This window comes from Janibacter melonis (assembly GCF_003721155.3).
GTDB classification, from domain to species: Bacteria; Actinomycetota; Actinomycetes; order Actinomycetales; family Dermatophilaceae; genus Marihabitans; species Marihabitans melonis.
Genome location: NZ_CP044548.2, coordinates 1360272 through 1376609, shown reverse-complemented (window position 1 = coordinate 1376609; position 16338 = coordinate 1360272). Strand labels below are relative to the sequence as shown.

The window sequence follows — 16338 nt, the reverse complement described above, 5'->3', positions numbered from 1 at the left end:
GCGTGGACAGGCCCCGGCGCGAAGTCCCCGATCAGAGGTCGTCCGGCCTACGTTGACGGCATGGCTGATCACGACATCGCACGACCCACGTCCGGAGACATCGTCGAGCTCATCAAGGACGACCACCGCCGCTTCGAGGAGCTGCTGCGCGAGCTGCGCGACACCACCGCCGACCGCGACTCGGCCCGCGCCGCCTTCTCCGAGCTGCTCATCGCCCACTCGGAGGCCGAGGAGGAGCAGGTCTACCCCCGCCTGAAGTCCAAGAAGGTCATCGACGGCGAGGAGGAGGAGCACGGCGAGGAGGAGCACGCCGCGTGCAACGAGGAGCTCCTCCACCTCCTCCAGGCCAAGGGCACCGACACCCAGAAGTACGAGGACGCCGTCGAGAAGGTCGCGACCGCCCTCATGCACCACATCGGCGAGGAGGAGCTGAGCATCCTCAACCCCGCCGCCACCGAGGCGAGCGAGGAGCTGCGCCAGCAGCTCGGCGTCGACTGGTGCACCCACCGCAACCGCCTCCTCGAGGAGGGCTGCGGCTCGCTCGAGCAGGTCGAGGCCCTCGTCAAGCGCGACTACGAGCAGGGCCTGCTGCCCAACGACGAGCAGCCCGAGGACGAGTGACCTGCCGAGGGGTGCGGCGGGGGCGGGCGGCCCGGCCTCTGGCACAGTGACGCCATGACCTCAGCCGCGCCCCGCCGCGCCCTGTGCCCCGGCTCGTACGACCCCGTGACCGTCGGCCACGTCGACGTCGTGCGCCGGGCGGCCGGGCTCTTCGACGAGGTCGTCGTCGCCGTCCTGCACAACCCCGCGAAGCAGGGCACCTTCGCCGTCGAGGAGCGCATCGGCTTCATCGAGGCCCAGGTGGGCGACCTGCCGGGGGTCCGCGTCGAGGCATTCGCCGACCGCCTGCTCGTCGACGTGTGCACCGAGGTCGGCGCGAGCGCGATCCTCAAGGGTCTGCGCGGCGGCACCGACTACGACTACGAGCTGCCGATGGCGCGGATGAACGCGCACCTCACCGGCATCGAGACGGTCTTCCTGCCCGGGGACCCCGCGCTCGCGCACGTCTCGAGCTCGCTCGTCAAGGAGGTCGCCCGCTTCGGCGGCGACATCACCGGTCTGGTGAGCGACGAGGTGCGCGACGCGCTCCTGGAGCGCCAGGGCGGGCGGTGACCCTCCCTTCGCCACCGGTGCGAAGGGGGACCCGCGACAGCGGGTTTGGGCGCGCGCGAGTGCTCCGGTACCGTTGGGCGTCGGTCCGCGTCACGACGTCGTGGACCGTCCCGAAGACATGTGTGGAGTCATGAAGCACCTCGACGCTGCCTCGCCGTTCGCCCTTGACGCCAAGGACGTCGGCCGCAGGCCAGGATCGATGAGCGAAGTGCGCCGCACGGTCGCGGCGCCGGACGACTTCGGCACCGACGTCCTGGCCGTCGCGCCCGGATCCCCGATGGACCTCGACGTCCGTCTGGAGTCGGTGCACGAGGGGATCCTCGTCACCGGGACGGTCGACGCCACCGCGACCGGGGCATGCGTACGGTGCCTGGACGACATCGACCTCCCGGTCGACGTCCGCTTCCAGGAGCTCTTCGTGTGGCCCGACCGGGCTCAGCACCACCGGCAGGTGGCTGCTGAGCTGGACGCCGACGAGGAGCACACGATCGAGGACGACGTCATCGACCTCGACCCGGTGCTCCGGGACGCAGTGCTGCCGTCACTGCCGTTCCAGCCGGTGTGCCGGGAGGACTGCCCCGGGTTGTGCCCGCAGTGCGGAGCACGGCTCGAGGACGACCCGGACCACCAGCACGAGCTGATCGACCCCCGGTGGGCCTCCCTCGAGGCACTCCGTCCCCTGGCAGAAGGTGCCGGGGGAGACGACGAAGAGAAGAGGACCTGACGTGGCTGTCCCGAAGCGGAAGCTCTCGCGCTCCAACACCCGCTCGCGCCGCGCGAACTGGAAGGCGACGCCGGTCGCGCTGTCGACCTGCCCCCAGTGCAAGTCGCCCGCCCCGGCGCACCAGGCCTGCCCGGCCTGCGGCACCTACAAGGGTCGCTACTACGCGACGGCGGACCGCACCGAGCACCAGGGCTGAGCCCGCTCGCTGTGAGCGCACAGCGAGGCGAGACCGCGCAGCGGCCCGTCGAGGACCTCCTCGCTCTCCTCCAGGAGACCACCGAGGAGGTCGTCGACGAGCCGCTGCTCTCGCGTGCCCTGACGCACCGCTCCTACTCCTACGAGAACGGCTCGATCCCGCACAACGAGCGGCTCGAGTTCCTCGGGGACTCCGTCCTCGGGCTCGTCGTCACCGACCACCTGCACAACACGCACACCGAGATGGCCGAGGGCGACCTCGCCAAGCTGCGCTCCGCGGTGGTCAACATGCGGGCTCTCGCCGACGTCGCGCGCACCATCGGGCTCGGTGACTACGTCGCGCTCGGGCGTGGCGAGGAGGCGACCGGCGGGCGTGACAAGGACTCGATCCTCGCCGACACGCTCGAGGCCGTCATCGGCGCGATCTACCTCTCCGCGCCCCAGCCGCGCGGTCTCGACGCCGCCGGCCGGCTCGTGCACAGCCTGCTCGGACCGGTGATGCGCCGCAGCGCGACGCTCGGCGTCGCCCTGGACTGGAAGACCTCGCTGCAGGAGGCCGCCTCGGCCGCCGGCGCCGGGTCGGTCCACTACCGGGTGAGCGCGACCGGTCCCGACCACGAGAAGGTCTTCACCGCCGAGGTCCTCGTCGACGACGTCCCCCGGGGCAGCGGCACCGGCCGGGCGAAGAAGGTCGCCGAGCAGGAGGCCGCGCGCGCCGCGTGGACCGCGATCACCGAGTCGATGGCCGCCGCCGGCTCGAGCGCGCCCGACCCCGCCACCGCACCGGCCGACCGGGGTGCCTGAGCTCCCCGAGGTCGAGGTCGTCCGCCGCGGGCTGGCCGACCACGTCGTCGACCGCACGGTCGCGCAGGTCGAGCTGCGCGGCACCCGGGTGGCCCGTCGGCACCTGCCCGGGCCCGAGGACCTCGTGCGTCAGCTCACCGGCAGCCGGATCACGGGCGCGCACCGCCGCGGCAAGTACCTGTGGCTGGCGAGCGCCCCGGGACCCCTCGAGCCACCGGACCACGGGCTCGTCGTCCACCTCGGCATGAGCGGCCAGATGCTCGTGAGCACCCCCGGCACGCCCGACCCGCGCCACCTCCACGCCCGGCTGGGCTTCGCCGACGACGGACCGGAGCTGCGCTTCGTCGACCAGCGCACCTTCGGCGGGCTCGCGTGGTCACCCCTTCGCCCCGACGGGGTGCCCGAGGCGGTCGGTCACGTCGCGCTCGACCCCTTCGACCCCGCCTTCGACGACCGGGCCGTCGCCCGCGAGATCAAGCGCCGCAGCAGCGGGATCAAGCGCGTGCTCCTCGACCAGCGGGTCGTCTCCGGGATCGGCAACATCTACGCCGACGAGGCGCTGTGGCGGGCCCGGATCCACGGCGAGCGCCCGGCGTCCTCGCTCACCAAGCCCGCCATCGAGCGTCTGCTCGGCCATGCGCGAGACGTCATGACCCAGGCCCTGGGCGAAGGGGGGACGAGCTTCGACGCCCTCTACGTCAACGTCAACGGCGCGTCCGGGTACTTCGACCGCAGCCTGGCGGCGTACGGCCAGGAGGGCCGGCCGTGCCCGAGGTGCGGCACGCTCATGCGGCGCGAGCAGTTCATGAACCGCAGCTCGACCTCGTGCCCGCGCTGCCAGCCCAGGCCCCGGCTGCCGCGAGCCTGACCGCGGTGCGCCCGACCACGGGGTGCGACGCCCGTCAGGGCATCGGCAGCTCCTTGAGCCGCACCGGCTTGCCCGTGTGCTTCTCGGACAGGTCGGCGAAGGCCTGGCGGATGACCTTGCTGTAGACGTGCGCCCCGGACAGGGACGGGTGGATGCCGTCGGCCTGGAGCTGGGAGGGGTCCTTCGCCACCGCGGCGTCCCAGTCGGCGATCGCGACGTTGGGGTAGTCCTTCGCGATGGTCTCGAGCGTGTCGTTGTCGCCCTCGATGCGCGAGAGCCGGTCGGCATGGAGGTTGACGAGGACGACCATGCGGTCCGGCCCGATCTCGTCGAGCAGCGCGCGCACGGTGCGCTCGTCGGTGCCGGCGTTGGTGCCGAACGCGAGGACGACGGCCCGGCGCAGGGAGTCACCGGCCTGCTCGACCGCGCGCTGCCCGTCCGACCACTGCCGGTTGGACTTCGCGTCGATCTGGACGCCGGGGAAGTAGTAGCGCAGGGCGTGGACGCTGCCGACGGCCATCGAGTCGCCGAAGACGTCGATCTGCGAGCCCTTCGGCATCGTGAAGTCCGGGTTGCCCTCGTCGACCTGGTCCTCGGTGCTCGCCCGCGGCGCGGCGGCCTGCGCGGCGTTCTCCTCGAGGGTGGCCTGGGTGCTCGTCTTGTCGGGCGCGGTGAGCAGGACGACGGCGAGGACGAGCCCGCTGACGACGATGACGCCGGCGCCGACCTGGCGCGCCCGGGGCGTCGCCCAGTGCAGGCTGCGGCCGAGGGCCCGCAGCGCGCCGCCGAAGCCGAGCCGGCGCACCGGCGTCTCGACGAGGCGGAAGGACAGGTCGGCGATGGCGATCGTCACGAGGACCGCCCACGCCCGGGTCCACACGAACTCGCCCGTGCCGGCCGCGCTCGGCAGGTCCTGGCCGATGACGAGGATGACCGGCCAGTGCCACAGGTAGATGCCGTAGCTGCGGGTGCCGATCCAGCGCAGCGGCGCCAGCTCGAGGGTCGAGCGCAGCCGGCCGGGCCGGTCGACCGCGCCGAGCAGCAGGACCGCGGTCGCCAGCGAGGCGAGCGGGATGCCCAGGCGGAAGGTCCACGCCGAGCCCTCGTCGGCGAGCGCGAGCAGGGCGAGCAGGACCAGGCCCGCGGCGACGAGGAGGTGGCGGCGGTAGCGGTGCCACGTCGGGCTCGTCGTGCCGGCGCGGGTGGGCCCGGCCCACGACATCGCCATCGCGGCGCCGAGCATGAGCCCGACGAGGTGGGTGTCGGTGCCGTAGTAGACGCGGGTGACGAAGTCGGGGTCGTAGCGCACGGCCATGAGCACGGCGGAGACGACGCCGATGCCGAGGACCGCGGTGGCGATCGCCCCCCAGCTCAGGCCGAGGTGACGGCGCACGGCGAGCAGCGCGATCGTCGCCAGCGGCCACACGAGGTAGAACTGCTCCTCGACCGCGAGCGACCAGAAGTTCATGAAGAGCTGCGGGCTCGTCGAGTGGAAGTAGTCGCTGCCACCGGCGATCTCGAGCCAGTTCGTCGAGAAGGTGAGCGCCCCGAGCGCCTGGCGCCGGATGCCGACGAGCAGGTCGGCCTCGACGGTGCGGGCGATGAGGATGCACGCCGGCACGCACACGAGCAGGGCGGGCAGCAGCCGGCGGGCCCGTCGGGTCCAGAAGCCGCGGAGGTCCACGGTGCCGCTCTGCTCGCGCTCGCGCACGAGCAGGGTGGTGATGAGGAAGCCGGAGATGACGAAGAAGACGTCGACGCCGAGGAAGCCGCCGGGCAGCCACGCGGGGTCGAGGTGGAAGAGGACGACGGCGACGATGGCCAGGGCCCGCAGCCCGTCGAGCCCGGCGAGATGCCCTCTCGGGGTGCGAGCGGGCAGCACGCCGTCGGGCAGGGGACGGGAGGTGTCCTGCGCCGGGGTCGTCGTCGGGATGGCTGCACCCACGAGGGGCACGCTATGGGCTGCCTGGGACAACCCTGGGGAGGCGCACCGTGGGCGCGCCGAGACCGCCTGCGGCGCTAGCGTCCTCGGCATGAGCGCCAGAGCGACCTTCTTCGTCCGCGGCCGGGTCCAGGGGGTGGGCTTCCGGTGGTGGACCCGGGCGCGCGCCCTCGAGCTCGGCCTCGTCGGTCACGCCCGCAACATGGACGACGGGCGGGTCGAGGTCGTCGCCGAGGGAGAGCCCGAGCAGCTCGACCGGCTCGAGGCCCTCCTGCGCGAGGCGCCGAGCACGACCCGCCGCCCGGGCCGGGTCGAGACCGTCGTGCGCCAGGACGCCCCGGCGAAGGGGGACCGCACCGGCTTCGTCGAGCGGTAGCCCGGACCCGGGGGAGTGAGACGGGTTCGCGGGCGAGCGGGGGGAGCGCCTACGGTGCTGGGCGTGAGCCAGACCCCGCCCGAGCTGCACCGCCTGCGCCAGAGCATCGACAACGTCGACGCGGCGCTGGTCCACCTGCTCGCGGAGCGCTTCAAGGCCACGCAGCGGGTCGGGGTGCTCAAGGCCGAGCTCGGTCTGCCCGCCGCCGACCCGGGTCGCGAGGAGCGTCAGATCGAGCGCCTGCGCGCCCTGGCCGACGACGCCGGGCTCGACCCTCACTTCGCCGAGAAGTTCCTCAACTTCATCATCGCCGAGGTCATCCGCCACCACGAGGCGATCGCCGAGGGTGCCCCGGTCGCCCCGCCGGAGGAGCCCGACGCGCGCTGAGTCGCGCGCGAAGGACCCGGGGGTCCCCCCTTCGCCCCGGTAGGGTGACGGCCGTCGGCCGCCGCGGCCGTGACCGCCTGCCCATCCGATTGCGAGCGTGACGTGTACGTCAAGAGCCTGACCCTCAAGGGCTTCAAGTCGTTCGCCTCCGCCACCCACCTCGGTCTCGAGCCGGGCATCACGTGCATCGTCGGGCCGAACGGCTCGGGCAAGTCCAACGTCGTCGACGCCCTCGCCTGGGTCATGGGCGAGCAGGGCGCGAAGAGCCTGCGCGGCGGCAAGATGGAGGACGTCATCTTCGCCGGCACGGCCGGCCGGGCGCCGCTCGGCCGCGCCGAGGTCTCGATGACCATCGACAACACCGACGGCGCGCTGCCGATCGACTACACCGAGGTGACGATCCGCCGCACGATGTTCCGCGGGGGCAGCTCGGAGTACGCCATCAACGGCACCTCGTGCCGGCTCCTCGACATCCAGGAGCTGCTCTCCGACTCCGGCATCGGGCGCGAGATGCACGTCATCGTCGGCCAGGGCCAGCTCGACGCGGTGCTGCGGGCGACCCCGGAGGAGCGCCGCGGCTTCATCGAGGAGGCCGCCGGGGTCCTCAAGCACCGCAAGCGCAAGGAGCGGGCGCTGCGCAAGCTCGAGACGATGGAGGTCAACCTCGCCCGGGTGGCCGACCTCACAACCGAGATCCGCCGCCAGCTCGGACCGCTCGGCCGGCAGGCCGAGGCCGCCCGCAAGGCCGCCGTCATCCAGACCGACGCCCGCGACGCCCGGCTGCGCCTCGTCGCCGACGACCTCGTGCAGATGACCTCGGCCCTGGAGCAGGAGGTCGCCGACGAGACGGCGATGCTGCGCCGCCGGGCCGCGCTCGAGGAGGCGCTCGCGACCGCACGCGCCGAGATCGGGGAGCAGGAGGCGCTTGCCGCCCAGGCCGCCCCGCTGCTCGCCGACGCCTCGCGCCGCTTCGTCGGGCTGCGCTCGGTCTGCGACCGGCTCGAGTCCACGGCCTCCGTGGCCGCCGAGCGGGTGCGCCTGCTCGGCCAGGACGACGAGCACGAGAGCACGAGCGGGCGCGACCCCGAGCAGCTGCGCCGCCAGGCCGCCCAGGCCCGGGCCGACGAGGACGCCCTGCGCGCCGAGATCGACCAGATCACCCAGCGGCTCGCCGACGCCACCGCCGCCCGCGAGGCCGCGGAGGCCGCCCACAGCGCCGAGCAGGACCGCGTCCAGCGGCTCGTGCGCGCTGCCGCCGACCGCCGCGAGGGGCTGGCCCGGCTCACCGGCCAGGTCGGTGCCCGTCAGAGCAAGGTCGAGGCCGCCGAGGCCGAGGTCGGCCGGCTCGAAGGGGTGATCACCCGCGCCGAGGAGCGTGCCGCCGAGGCCGAGCAGGCCTTCCGCCAGCTCGAGTCCTCGATCGCCGATGCCGAGGGCAGCGAGGCCGGTCTCGACGAGGCCTTCGAGCGGGCGAGCGCCGCCCAGGACGCGGCCGAGGCCGAGGTCACCCGCTGGCAGGAGGCCGAGCGGGCCGCCGAGCGCGACCGGGGAGCGGCCCAGGCCCGGGTCGAGGCGCTCGAGCTGTCGCTGCGCCGCAAGGATGGCGCCCAGACCCTGCGCGACGCCGCGGGGCAGGGCGCCCCGACCATCCTCGGCTCGATCGCCGAGCTCATCACCGTCTCCGGCGGGCACGAGGCCTCGATCGCGGCCGCCCTCGGCTCGGCCTCGGAGGCCCTGGCCGTCGGGTCGGCCACCGACGCGGCCGCCGCCGTGCGCCGGCTGCGCGAGGAGGACGCCGGCCAGGTCTACCTCGTCGTCGGCTCCACCGCCGGCGTCGTCGACCGCTCCACCTGGCCCGACCTGCCCGCCTCGGCGACCTGGGCCATCGACGTCGTCGCCGCCCCCGACGAGGTCGCCCCGGCCGTCGCCCAGGTGCTCGACCGGGTCGCACTCGTCGGCGAGGACGAGGACGCCATCGCGCTGTCCGAGCAGGGCGTCACCGCCGTCACCCGCGCCGGCGACGTCTTCGGGCCCGGCTTCGTGCGGGGCGGCTCCGCCTCGGCGCCGAGCCTCATCGAGGTGCAGTCCGCCCTCGACGAGGCCCGCACGACCGTCGCCGACGCGACGTCGGCGGGGGAGCGCGCAGCCTTCGAGCTCGCGCGTGCCCGCGCCACCCTGGAGCAGGCCCGCGAGGCGAGCGACGCCGCGCTCGACGCCCTGCACGACAGCGACGCGCAGATGTCGGCCGTCGCCGAGCAGCTCGGCAGCCACGGCCAGACCGCCCGGGTCGCCCGGGCCGAGGCCGAACGCACCCGGACCGCGATCGCCGCGCTGACGACGGGCCTCGAGTCCGACCGGGCCGAGCTCGCCGCCCTGCGCTCCCGGCTCGAGCAGGCGAGCGCCGAGCCCGCCGCCGACGAGGCCGAGCCGACGACCGACGACCGCGACCGCCTCGAGCTCGAGGCGAGCCGGTCCCGCACCGCCGAGACCGAGATCCGCCTCACCCTGCGCACGACGGAGGAGCGGGCGCGCTCCCTGCACGGCCGCGCCGAGAGCCTCGAGGGCGCGGCGCGCAACGAGATCGCCGCCCGCGAGCGGCTGAGGGCCCGCCAGGAGCGCCGCCGTCGCGAGGCGAACGTGGCCGCCGCCGTCCAGGACGCGGCCCGTCACGCGGCGACCCTCGTCGCCGCCGCCGTCGAGCGGGCCGCCGCCGCCCAGCAGCAGGCCGAGGCCGCCCGCGCCGAGCGCGACACCCGGCTGGCCCAGATGCGCACGGCGCTCGCCGCCCAGCAGGACGAGCTGCGCGAGCTCACCGACACGGTCCACCGCGACGAGGTCGCGCGCGCCCAGCAGACCGCGCGGATCGAGCAGCTGCAGCAGCGCGCCATCGAGGAGCTCGGGATCGACCCCGAGGTGCTCATGGAGGAGTACGGCCCCCACCAGGGCGTGCCGCACGTGCCCTCGCCCGACGACGACCCGGACGCCGAGCCCCCGGCCCCGCGCCCGTACGTGCGCGAGGAGCAGGAGAAGCGCCTGCGTGCCGCCGAGCGCGGCCTCAAGGCCCTCGGGCGGGTCAACCCCCTCGCGCTCGAGGAGTTCGCCGCGCTCGAGGAGCGCCACACCTTCCTCACGACCCAGCTCGAGGACCTGCGCCAGAGCAAGAAGGACCTCCTCGACATCGTCGCCGAGGTCGACCAGCGGGTCGAGCAGGTCTTCGCGGAGGCCTTCCGCGACACCGCCGAGCAGTTCGAAGGGGTCTTCGGCCGCCTCTTCCCCGGGGGAGAGGGCCGCCTGACCCTCACAGACCCCTCGGACATGCTGACGACGGGCATCGAGGTCGAGGCGCGCCCCCCGGGCAAGAAGGTCAAGCGCCTGTCGCTGCTCTCCGGCGGGGAGCGCTCGCTCGTGGCCGTCGCGCTGCTCGTCTCGATCTTCAAGGCGCGGCCGAGCCCCTTCTACATCATGGACGAGGTCGAGGCCGCGCTCGATGACACCAACCTCGGGCGTCTCATCACCCTCTTCGAGGAGCTGCGCGACTCCAGCCAGCTCATCGTCATCACCCACCAGAAGAAGACGATGGAGGTCGCGGACGCCCTCTACGGCGTCTCGATGCGCGGCGACGGCATCACCACCGTCGTCAGCCAGCGCATCCGCGACGTCGCGTCCTAGCCCGGCCGCGACCTCGACCCTGGACACGAGCACCCCTGCGGGGCGTGTCGATTCGTGCCCCGGGGCAGCGGTCGGCGACGATACGACCATGACTGCGATCGTCGTCGGCCTCCTCCTGTGCGTCGCCCTCTCGTTGGCGGTGCTCGGCGTCGTCCTCGTGCCGGCCCGCCGTGAGGGCCGTGACCTCCTCACCCCCCGCGGGGAGCGCGTCGTCGTGCGCGTGCGCGGCGGCGCCGACGCCGCCGCGAGCCGGACCTCCGCCGCGATCAGCGGCGCGACGGCCGGTCGCAAGCGCGACTGACGACCGTCCTCGCGGCGTGCGCCCACCCCCGGCGGGCGCGCCGGCGTCGGCGCTGCGTGCTTGACTGACGGCGTGACGCAGACGCCGACCTTCGACCACCCGCTCGACCCGACGACCCGCCCGCAGGACGACCTCTACGGTCACGTCAACAACAGCTGGCTGAGCTCGGTCGAGATCCCCGCCGACAAGGGCCGCTACGGCGTCTTCGACGTGCTGCGCGAGCGCAGCGAGGAGGACGTGCGGGCCATCGTCGAGGAGGCGGCGGCCGACCCCGGCTCCGACCCCGACGCCCGGCTCATCGGCGGGCTCTTCTCCTCCTTCATGGACGAGGAGGCGGTCGAGGCCGCCGGGCTGGCCCCCCTTCGCCCCCGTCTCGACGAGGTCGACGCGGTCGACGACGCACGCTCCCTGCTCGTCGCGACCGGGCGCCTCGGGCGGCTCGGCGTCGGCGGGCTGCTCGCCCCGATCGTCGCGACCGACGACGGCAACCCCGACGAGTACGTCGTCTACCTCGAGCAGTCCGGTCTCGGGCTGCCCGACGAGAGCTACTACCGCGACGAGCAGCACGCGGCCGTGCTGCGGGCCTACCGCGGCCACGTCGAGACCCTCCTGTCGCTCGCCGGCACGGCCGACGCCGGGTCGGTCGCCGACGCCGTGCTGCGTGTCGAGCACCGTCTGGCGACGGGCCACCTCGACCGCGTGAGCAACCGCGACGCCGTCGCGACGTACAACCCGATGACCGCCGACGAGCTCGCGCAGGCCGCCCCGTCCTTCGACTGGGCCGCGTGGGCGCAGGCGTGGGGCATGCCCGATGGCGCGCTGGAGCGGGCGATCGCCCGGCAGCCCGACTACCTGCGTTCGCTGTCGGCCGCGCTCGACGAGGTCGACGTCGCCGACTGGCGCGCCTGGCTGCGCTGGCACGTCGTCCTCGCCTCCGCGCCGCACCTGGGCCGCGACCTCGTCGCGGCCCACTTCGACCTGGCCGGGCGCACCCTGTCGGGCATCCCCGAGCAGCGGGCCCGCTGGAAGCGCGGCGTCAGCCTGCTCGAGGGGGCGCTCGGCGACGCCGTCGGCAAGCTCTACGTCGAGCGGCACTACCCGCCGGAGAGCCAGGCGGCGATGGACGAGCTCGTCGAGCACCTCGTCGAGGCCTTCCGGCGCTCCTTCGCCTCGCTGTCGTGGATGAGCGAGGAGACCAAGGCGGAGGCCCTGGCCAAGCTCGAGTCCTTCACCCCGAAGGTCGGCGCCCCCGTGCGCTGGAAGGACTACTCCGCGCTGGAGCTGACCGGTGACCTGCTCACCGACGTCGGCCGGGCCAACGCCCTGGCCGCAGACCGCGAGATCGGCAAGCTCGGCGGCCCCGTGGACCGCGACGAGTGGTTCATGACCCCGCAGACGGTCAACGCGTACTACAACCCGGGGATGAACGAGATCGTCTTCCCCGCGGCGATCCTCCAGCCGCCCTTCTTCGACGCCGACGCCGACCCGGCGGTCAACTACGGCGGCATCGGGGCGGTCATCGGGCACGAGATCGGGCACGGCTTCGACGACTCGGGCGCGAGCTTCGACGGCACCGGCGCCCTGCGCGACTGGTGGACCCCGCAGGACAAGGTGGCCTTCACCGCGCTGGCCGACCGTCTGCGCGCGCAGTTCGACGGGCAGCGCAGCCGCACCGCGCCGGACCGGGCGGTCAACGGCGCTCTCACCGTCGGCGAGAACATCGGCGACATCGGGGGCCTGGCCATCGGTCACGCCGCCTACCGCATCGCGGTCGGCGAGGAGGCCGCGACGAGCGTGGGCGACGACGGCCTCACCGGTGACCAGCGCTTCTTCGTCAGCTGGGCGCGGGTGTGGTGCGGCGACGCCCGCCGCGAGGAGGCCGAGCGCCTGCTCGCCATCGACCCGCACGCCCCGCAGGACCTGCGCGGCAACGCCTGCCGCAACATCGACGCCTTCCACGAGGCCTTCGAGGTCGCCGAGGGCGACGGCATGTGGCTCGACCCGGCGGACCGCGTCCTCATCTTCTGATGCCTCCTCCCTCCCGCGGGCCCGACGAGGTCCGCGGGAGGGCGAAGGGGGCGGCCTCCCGCCCGAAAACTCGGTGTCGCGTCGTCGGTGGGCGGTCGTACGCTCAGGGACGCCATGACGACGCTCGACCTCGTCCCCCAGGGGACCACCGCACCGCCCACGACCACCCCGCCCCCGCGACGGCAGGTGACGTGGACGCGTCTGCGGCACCCGCTCGTCACGATCTCCTGGCTGGCCCTCGCGGGCTACGCCGCCGGTCAGGCGGCCGGGTCCGTCCTCGCCGGACGGCTCGCCGAGGACCCGAGCGCGGTGCTCGTCTCCTGGCTCGCGCTGTGCCTCGTCGGCGGGGCGGTGCTCGACACCGTCGGCCGGCTCGTGTGGGCCTACGTCGTCGACCGGGCCGAGGGCCGGCTGCGCGAGGACCTGCTCGACGCCGCGCTCGACCAGCCGCTGTCGGCGCTGTCCGACCAGGCGGTCGGCGAGGTGCTCGACCGGGTCGACGACGACACGCACGACGTCGGCACGCTCGTGCGCGAGCAGGTGTGGACCGCCCTGCGCGCGGTCTTCACCGCGATCCCCATGTGGGTCGTCGCGGCCCTCACGTGGTGGCCGGCGTGGGTCCTCTTCCCGGTCTTCGCCGTGGGTGCCTACGTCGTCATGCGCCCGCTCATGGCCGAGGTCGCCTCGCGCAAGGTCGTCGAGGAGATGGCCTGGACCGACCACGCGGCCGCGCTCGAGGAGGGCATCGCCGGGCGCGACGACCTGCGCACGAGCCTGGGGTCCCCCTTCGCCGTCCAGCGCCTGGCCCGGTTGTCGGCGGACGTCCACGCCCGCTTCCACGAGGTCATCCGGGTCGAGCGCTCGATGACCCTGCGCGCCATGCTCCTGCTCCACGGGCTGCTCGCGGCGATCGCCGTCGTCGGCATCGCCGTCGCCTCGCGCGGCGGGCTGTCCGTCGCCCAGCTCGTCACGCTCTTCCTCGTGACGACGAGCTTCGTGAGCATCGTCGGCCGGGTCGCCGAGCAGCTGCCCGACCTCCAGGCCGGTCTCGGCGCGGTCATCCGGCTGCGCCAGATGCTCGCCGTCGAGCCCGAGCCGCGCGGTGGTCTGCCGGTGCCGACCGAGCAGGTCGACCTCGACTTCGCCGACCTGCACTTCAGCTATCGCGAGGGGACCTTCGCGCTCGCCGGTGTCGACCTGCACGTGCCGGCCGGTCAGACCATCGCCCTCGTCGGGCGCACCGGCTCGGGCAAGTCGACGCTCGCCTCGCTCGTGTCACGGGCGGTCGACCCCGAGCCCGGCACCGTGCTGCTCGGCGGCGTCGACGTGCTCGACATCGACCTGCAGGAGCTGCGCCGAGCCGTCGGCGTCGTCACCCAGCGCACCGAGATCCTCGCCGGGACCCTCGCGCAGAACGTCGCGCTCTTCGCCGACGTCGAGCGCGAGCGCGTCGAGCAGGTCGTCGCCGAGCTCGGGCTCACCGAGTGGGTCGACGGGCTCGACGACGGCCTCGACACGGTCCTCGGGCCCGGGGGCGCGACGTTGTCGGCCGGCGAGGAGCAGCTCGTCGCCTTCGCCCGTCTGCTGCTGCGCGAGGTGCGCGTCGTCGTGCTCGACGAGGCCACGGCACGGATGGACCCCGTGACCGAGCAGCGGGTCGTCGCCGCCGCCGACCGGCTGCTGCGCCGGCGCACCGGCATCCTCGTGGCCCACCGACTGTCGACGATCTCGCGGGCCGACCTCGTCGCCGTGCTCGACCACGGACGGCTCGTCCAGCACGGCCCGCGGGTCGCGCTGGCGACCCAGGAGGGGCCCTTCCGCGAGCTGCTCCGCGCGGCGAGCACGGCCTCCCCGGGCGCCCCCGAGCCCGTCTCCGGCGAGCCGGTCGGCCCGGCCGACGCGCCGGTGGTGGTGGCGCCGACCCTCGAGGGGTCACGACGGCGGGTCGACCCGCCGCCGAGCCGCGACCCGGGCGACGGGCCGTCGCTGACGAAGGGGATCTGGCACGCCCTGCGCATCCGGCCCGGGTGGGGGCTGCTCGCCGCCGGGCTCTTCCTCGGCTTCTCCCTCACCGGGTCGCTGGGTGCGCTCACCGGCTTCACGTGGGGGCACACCGTCCAGGCGCTGCGCGACGGCGAGCAGGTCACGCCGTGGCTCGTCGCGTGCGTCGTCGCGATCCTCGTCGGCCCGGTCCTCTTCGCCGTCGCCATCGGGCGCTACCCCCGCTGGTGGGTCGAGGTGCTGCTGCGCGTGCGCATGTCGGTGCTCGTGGGGCAGACCGCCGACCGACGGCTCGACCGCGTGCCCGCCGGAGAGATCGTCGCTCGCGCGATGGACGCCGACCGGTACGCGCGCTACGCCGACCGCTGGGTCGACCTCGTCAACGGCATGGCGATCGTCGTCATCACCGCGGTCTCGGCCCGCAGCCCGCTCGCCGGGCTCGTGCTCCTCGTCGTGCTCGTCGCCGCCGCCGGGGCCTCGGCCCTCGGCCGTCCGATCGCGGGGCGCTCGGCGGCCTACGCCTCGACGACCCGGGCGCAGTTCGGGCGGGTGCTCGTCTCGACGCTCGAGTCGGCGCGCACGGTCAAGCTCGCCGGGCAGGTCCCCGACCTGCGGCGCCACCTGCGCTCGGTCGACGGCGGTCGCGTCGACGCGGCGATCCGCGAGCACCGGGTCCGCGCGGTGCTCGACGGCGTGCCGATGCTCATGGTCCAGGCCGGCCTCGTCGTCACCTGGGCGGGCGTGCTCTGGGGCTGGTGGGGGCTGGCCACCGCCCTGCTCCTCGTCGGCGCGGTCGGGGGCTTCGACTGGTTCGGCCGGGTCGCGGGCGCGGTCGTCACCGAGGCCCCGGGCACCCGCGCCTGGCAGCAGGTGACGAGCCGCCTGGCCGGCGGGGCCGATCTCATGGACACGGCCCCGGGGGTCGATCTCGTCACCGGTGCGGCGCCCGCGCCGCCGGAGGTCGACCGGGTGCCGCTGCGCCGGCTCTCGCTCGTCGGGATGACGGCGGTGCACGAAGACGGCACCGTCGGCGTCGAGGACGTCGACCTCTCGGTGGGGGCCGGCGAGCTCGTGCTCCTCCTCGGCCAGGTCGGCTCCGGCAAGTCGAGCCTGCTGCGCGCGCTCGCGGGTCTCGTCGACCACCGCGGCGGCCTGCACTGGAACGGCCACGAGGTCGACGACCCCGAGGTCTTCCTGCGACCGGGCCAGGTGGCCTATGTCGCGCAGGTGCCCCGGGTGGTGTCGGGCACCTTCGCCGACAACGTCCAGCTGGGCTACGAGCGGCTCTTCGAGGCGCCGGTGCAGGCGGCGCGTCTCGGCCCGGACGTCGCGACCGCCGGCGGGCCCCACGCCGCCGTCGGGCACCGAGGGGTCCGGCTGTCCGGCGGGCAGGTCCAGCGCCTCGCGCTGGCCCGCGCGCTCGCGGCCGACACCGAGCTGCTGCTCGCCGACGACGTCTCGAGCGCGCTCGACGCGACGACCGAGGTCGAGCTGTGGCGCTCGCTGCGCGAGCGCTCGGTCACCGTCGTCGGCGCGACCTCGAAGCGGGCGGCGCTCGCTCAGGCCGACCGGGTCGTCGTGCTCGCCGACGGGCGGGTCGAGGCGAGCGGTCCGTGGGCGCAGCTCGAGGCCGACTTCGGTCACCTCGCTGGCTGACGCCCCGGGCTGCGAGGATGGGCGGCGTGATGGGTATCGACACTGTCCTTGAGTACGTCCTCGTCGCCGTCGGTCTGCTCGTCCTGCTCGGTGGGCTGCTCGTCGGCCTGCTGCGCGGGCGCGGTGGGTCCGACGGCGACCTGCCCGAGCAGCACCGGCCGCCGGAGCGGCCGAAGGGCACCACCGACCACCGCAGCGGCACGATCGTCCTCGA

13 protein-coding genes are annotated in these 16338 nt (G+C 74.3%); 12 read left to right on the top strand and 1 reads right to left on the bottom strand.

The window, feature by feature from the left end:
- The first annotated feature begins 60 nt into the window (after positions 1-60).
- The 6 genes from EEW87_RS06470 (at position 61) to mutM (ending at position 3764) form a co-directional block, all read left to right on the top strand.
- Positions 61-621 (top strand): hemerythrin domain-containing protein, encoded by a 561-nt coding sequence (locus tag EEW87_RS06470; protein ID WP_123093290.1) that lies wholly within the window; start codon positions 61-63, stop codon positions 619-621.
- Positions 622-675: 54 nt separating this feature from the next.
- A complete protein-coding gene (gene coaD, locus EEW87_RS06465; protein ID WP_123093289.1) occupies positions 676-1173 on the top strand; it encodes a pantetheine-phosphate adenylyltransferase in 498 nt (165 codons plus the stop codon).
- A 130-nt stretch (positions 1174-1303) separates the two neighbouring features.
- Complete coding sequence (locus EEW87_RS06460; RefSeq protein ID WP_068274569.1) at positions 1304-1897, top strand: YceD family protein; 594 nt, start codon at positions 1304-1306, stop codon at positions 1895-1897.
- 1 nt (position 1898) lies between these two features.
- A complete protein-coding gene (rpmF, locus tag EEW87_RS06455; RefSeq protein WP_068274571.1) occupies positions 1899-2093 on the top strand; it encodes a 50S ribosomal protein L32 in 195 nt (64 codons plus the stop codon).
- Positions 2094-2104: 11 nt separating this feature from the next.
- Positions 2105-2896 (top strand): ribonuclease III, encoded by a 792-nt coding sequence (gene rnc / locus EEW87_RS06450; RefSeq protein ID WP_123093288.1) that lies wholly within the window; start codon positions 2105-2107, stop codon positions 2894-2896.
- Complete coding sequence (gene mutM / locus EEW87_RS06445) at positions 2889-3764, top strand: bifunctional DNA-formamidopyrimidine glycosylase/DNA-(apurinic or apyrimidinic site) lyase (protein ID WP_123093287.1); 876 nt, start codon at positions 2889-2891, stop codon at positions 3762-3764. The genes rnc and mutM overlap by 8 nt, the downstream gene beginning before the upstream one ends.
- Positions 3765-3798: 34 nt before the next feature.
- Here the strand turns inward: mutM and EEW87_RS06440 are convergent, their stop codons facing one another.
- Positions 3799-5709, bottom strand: a complete 1911-nt coding sequence (locus tag EEW87_RS06440; protein WP_240341665.1) for an acyltransferase family protein — start codon at positions 5707-5709, stop codon at positions 3799-3801.
- An 88-nt stretch (positions 5710-5797) separates the two neighbouring features.
- Between EEW87_RS06440 and EEW87_RS06435 the strand changes: the two genes are divergently transcribed.
- The 6 genes from EEW87_RS06435 to EEW87_RS06410 all read left to right on the top strand — a co-directional run bounded on the left by EEW87_RS06435 (position 5798) and on the right by EEW87_RS06410 (position 16124).
- Complete coding sequence (locus EEW87_RS06435) at positions 5798-6082, top strand: acylphosphatase (protein WP_068274583.1); 285 nt, start codon at positions 5798-5800, stop codon at positions 6080-6082.
- A 63-nt stretch (positions 6083-6145) separates the two neighbouring features.
- A complete protein-coding gene (locus tag EEW87_RS06430; protein ID WP_191564477.1) occupies positions 6146-6469 on the top strand; it encodes a chorismate mutase in 324 nt (107 codons plus the stop codon).
- 102 nt (positions 6470-6571) lie between these two features.
- Entirely contained in the window at positions 6572-10138 is a 3567-nt protein-coding gene (gene smc / locus EEW87_RS06425) for a chromosome segregation protein SMC (RefSeq protein WP_123093284.1), read from the top strand.
- A gap of 88 nt (positions 10139-10226) precedes the next feature.
- Complete coding sequence (locus EEW87_RS06420; protein WP_123093283.1) at positions 10227-10439, top strand: hypothetical protein; 213 nt, start codon at positions 10227-10229, stop codon at positions 10437-10439.
- A gap of 72 nt (positions 10440-10511) precedes the next feature.
- On the top strand, positions 10512-12467 hold the full coding sequence (locus EEW87_RS06415) for a M13 family metallopeptidase (RefSeq protein ID WP_123093282.1): 1956 nt from the start codon (positions 10512-10514) through the stop codon (positions 12465-12467).
- A gap of 114 nt (positions 12468-12581) precedes the next feature.
- Positions 12582-16124 carry an ATP-binding cassette domain-containing protein gene (locus tag EEW87_RS06410; protein ID WP_123093281.1) on the top strand — a complete coding sequence of 1181 codons (3543 nt, stop codon included), beginning with the start codon at positions 12582-12584 and terminating at the stop codon, positions 16122-16124.
- Positions 16125-16338: the final 214 nt, after the last annotated feature.

What these genes read in the sequence shown, in the direction of transcription:
- coaD (WP_123093289.1), top strand. Translation starts at nt 676, where the DNA reads ATGACCTCAGCCGCGCCCCGCCGCGCCCTGTGCCCCGGCTCGTACGAC.
- EEW87_RS06470 (WP_123093290.1), top strand. Translation starts at nt 61, where the DNA reads ATGGCTGATCACGACATCGCACGACCCACGTCCGGAGACATCGTCGAG.
- EEW87_RS06435 (WP_068274583.1), top strand. Translation starts at nt 5,798, where the DNA reads ATGAGCGCCAGAGCGACCTTCTTCGTCCGCGGCCGGGTCCAGGGGGTG.
- EEW87_RS06420 (WP_123093283.1), top strand. Translation starts at nt 10,227, where the DNA reads ATGACTGCGATCGTCGTCGGCCTCCTCCTGTGCGTCGCCCTCTCGTTG.
- EEW87_RS06460 (WP_068274569.1), top strand. Translation starts at nt 1,304, where the DNA reads ATGAAGCACCTCGACGCTGCCTCGCCGTTCGCCCTTGACGCCAAGGAC.
- EEW87_RS06410 (WP_123093281.1), top strand. Translation starts at nt 12,582, where the DNA reads ATGACGACGCTCGACCTCGTCCCCCAGGGGACCACCGCACCGCCCACG.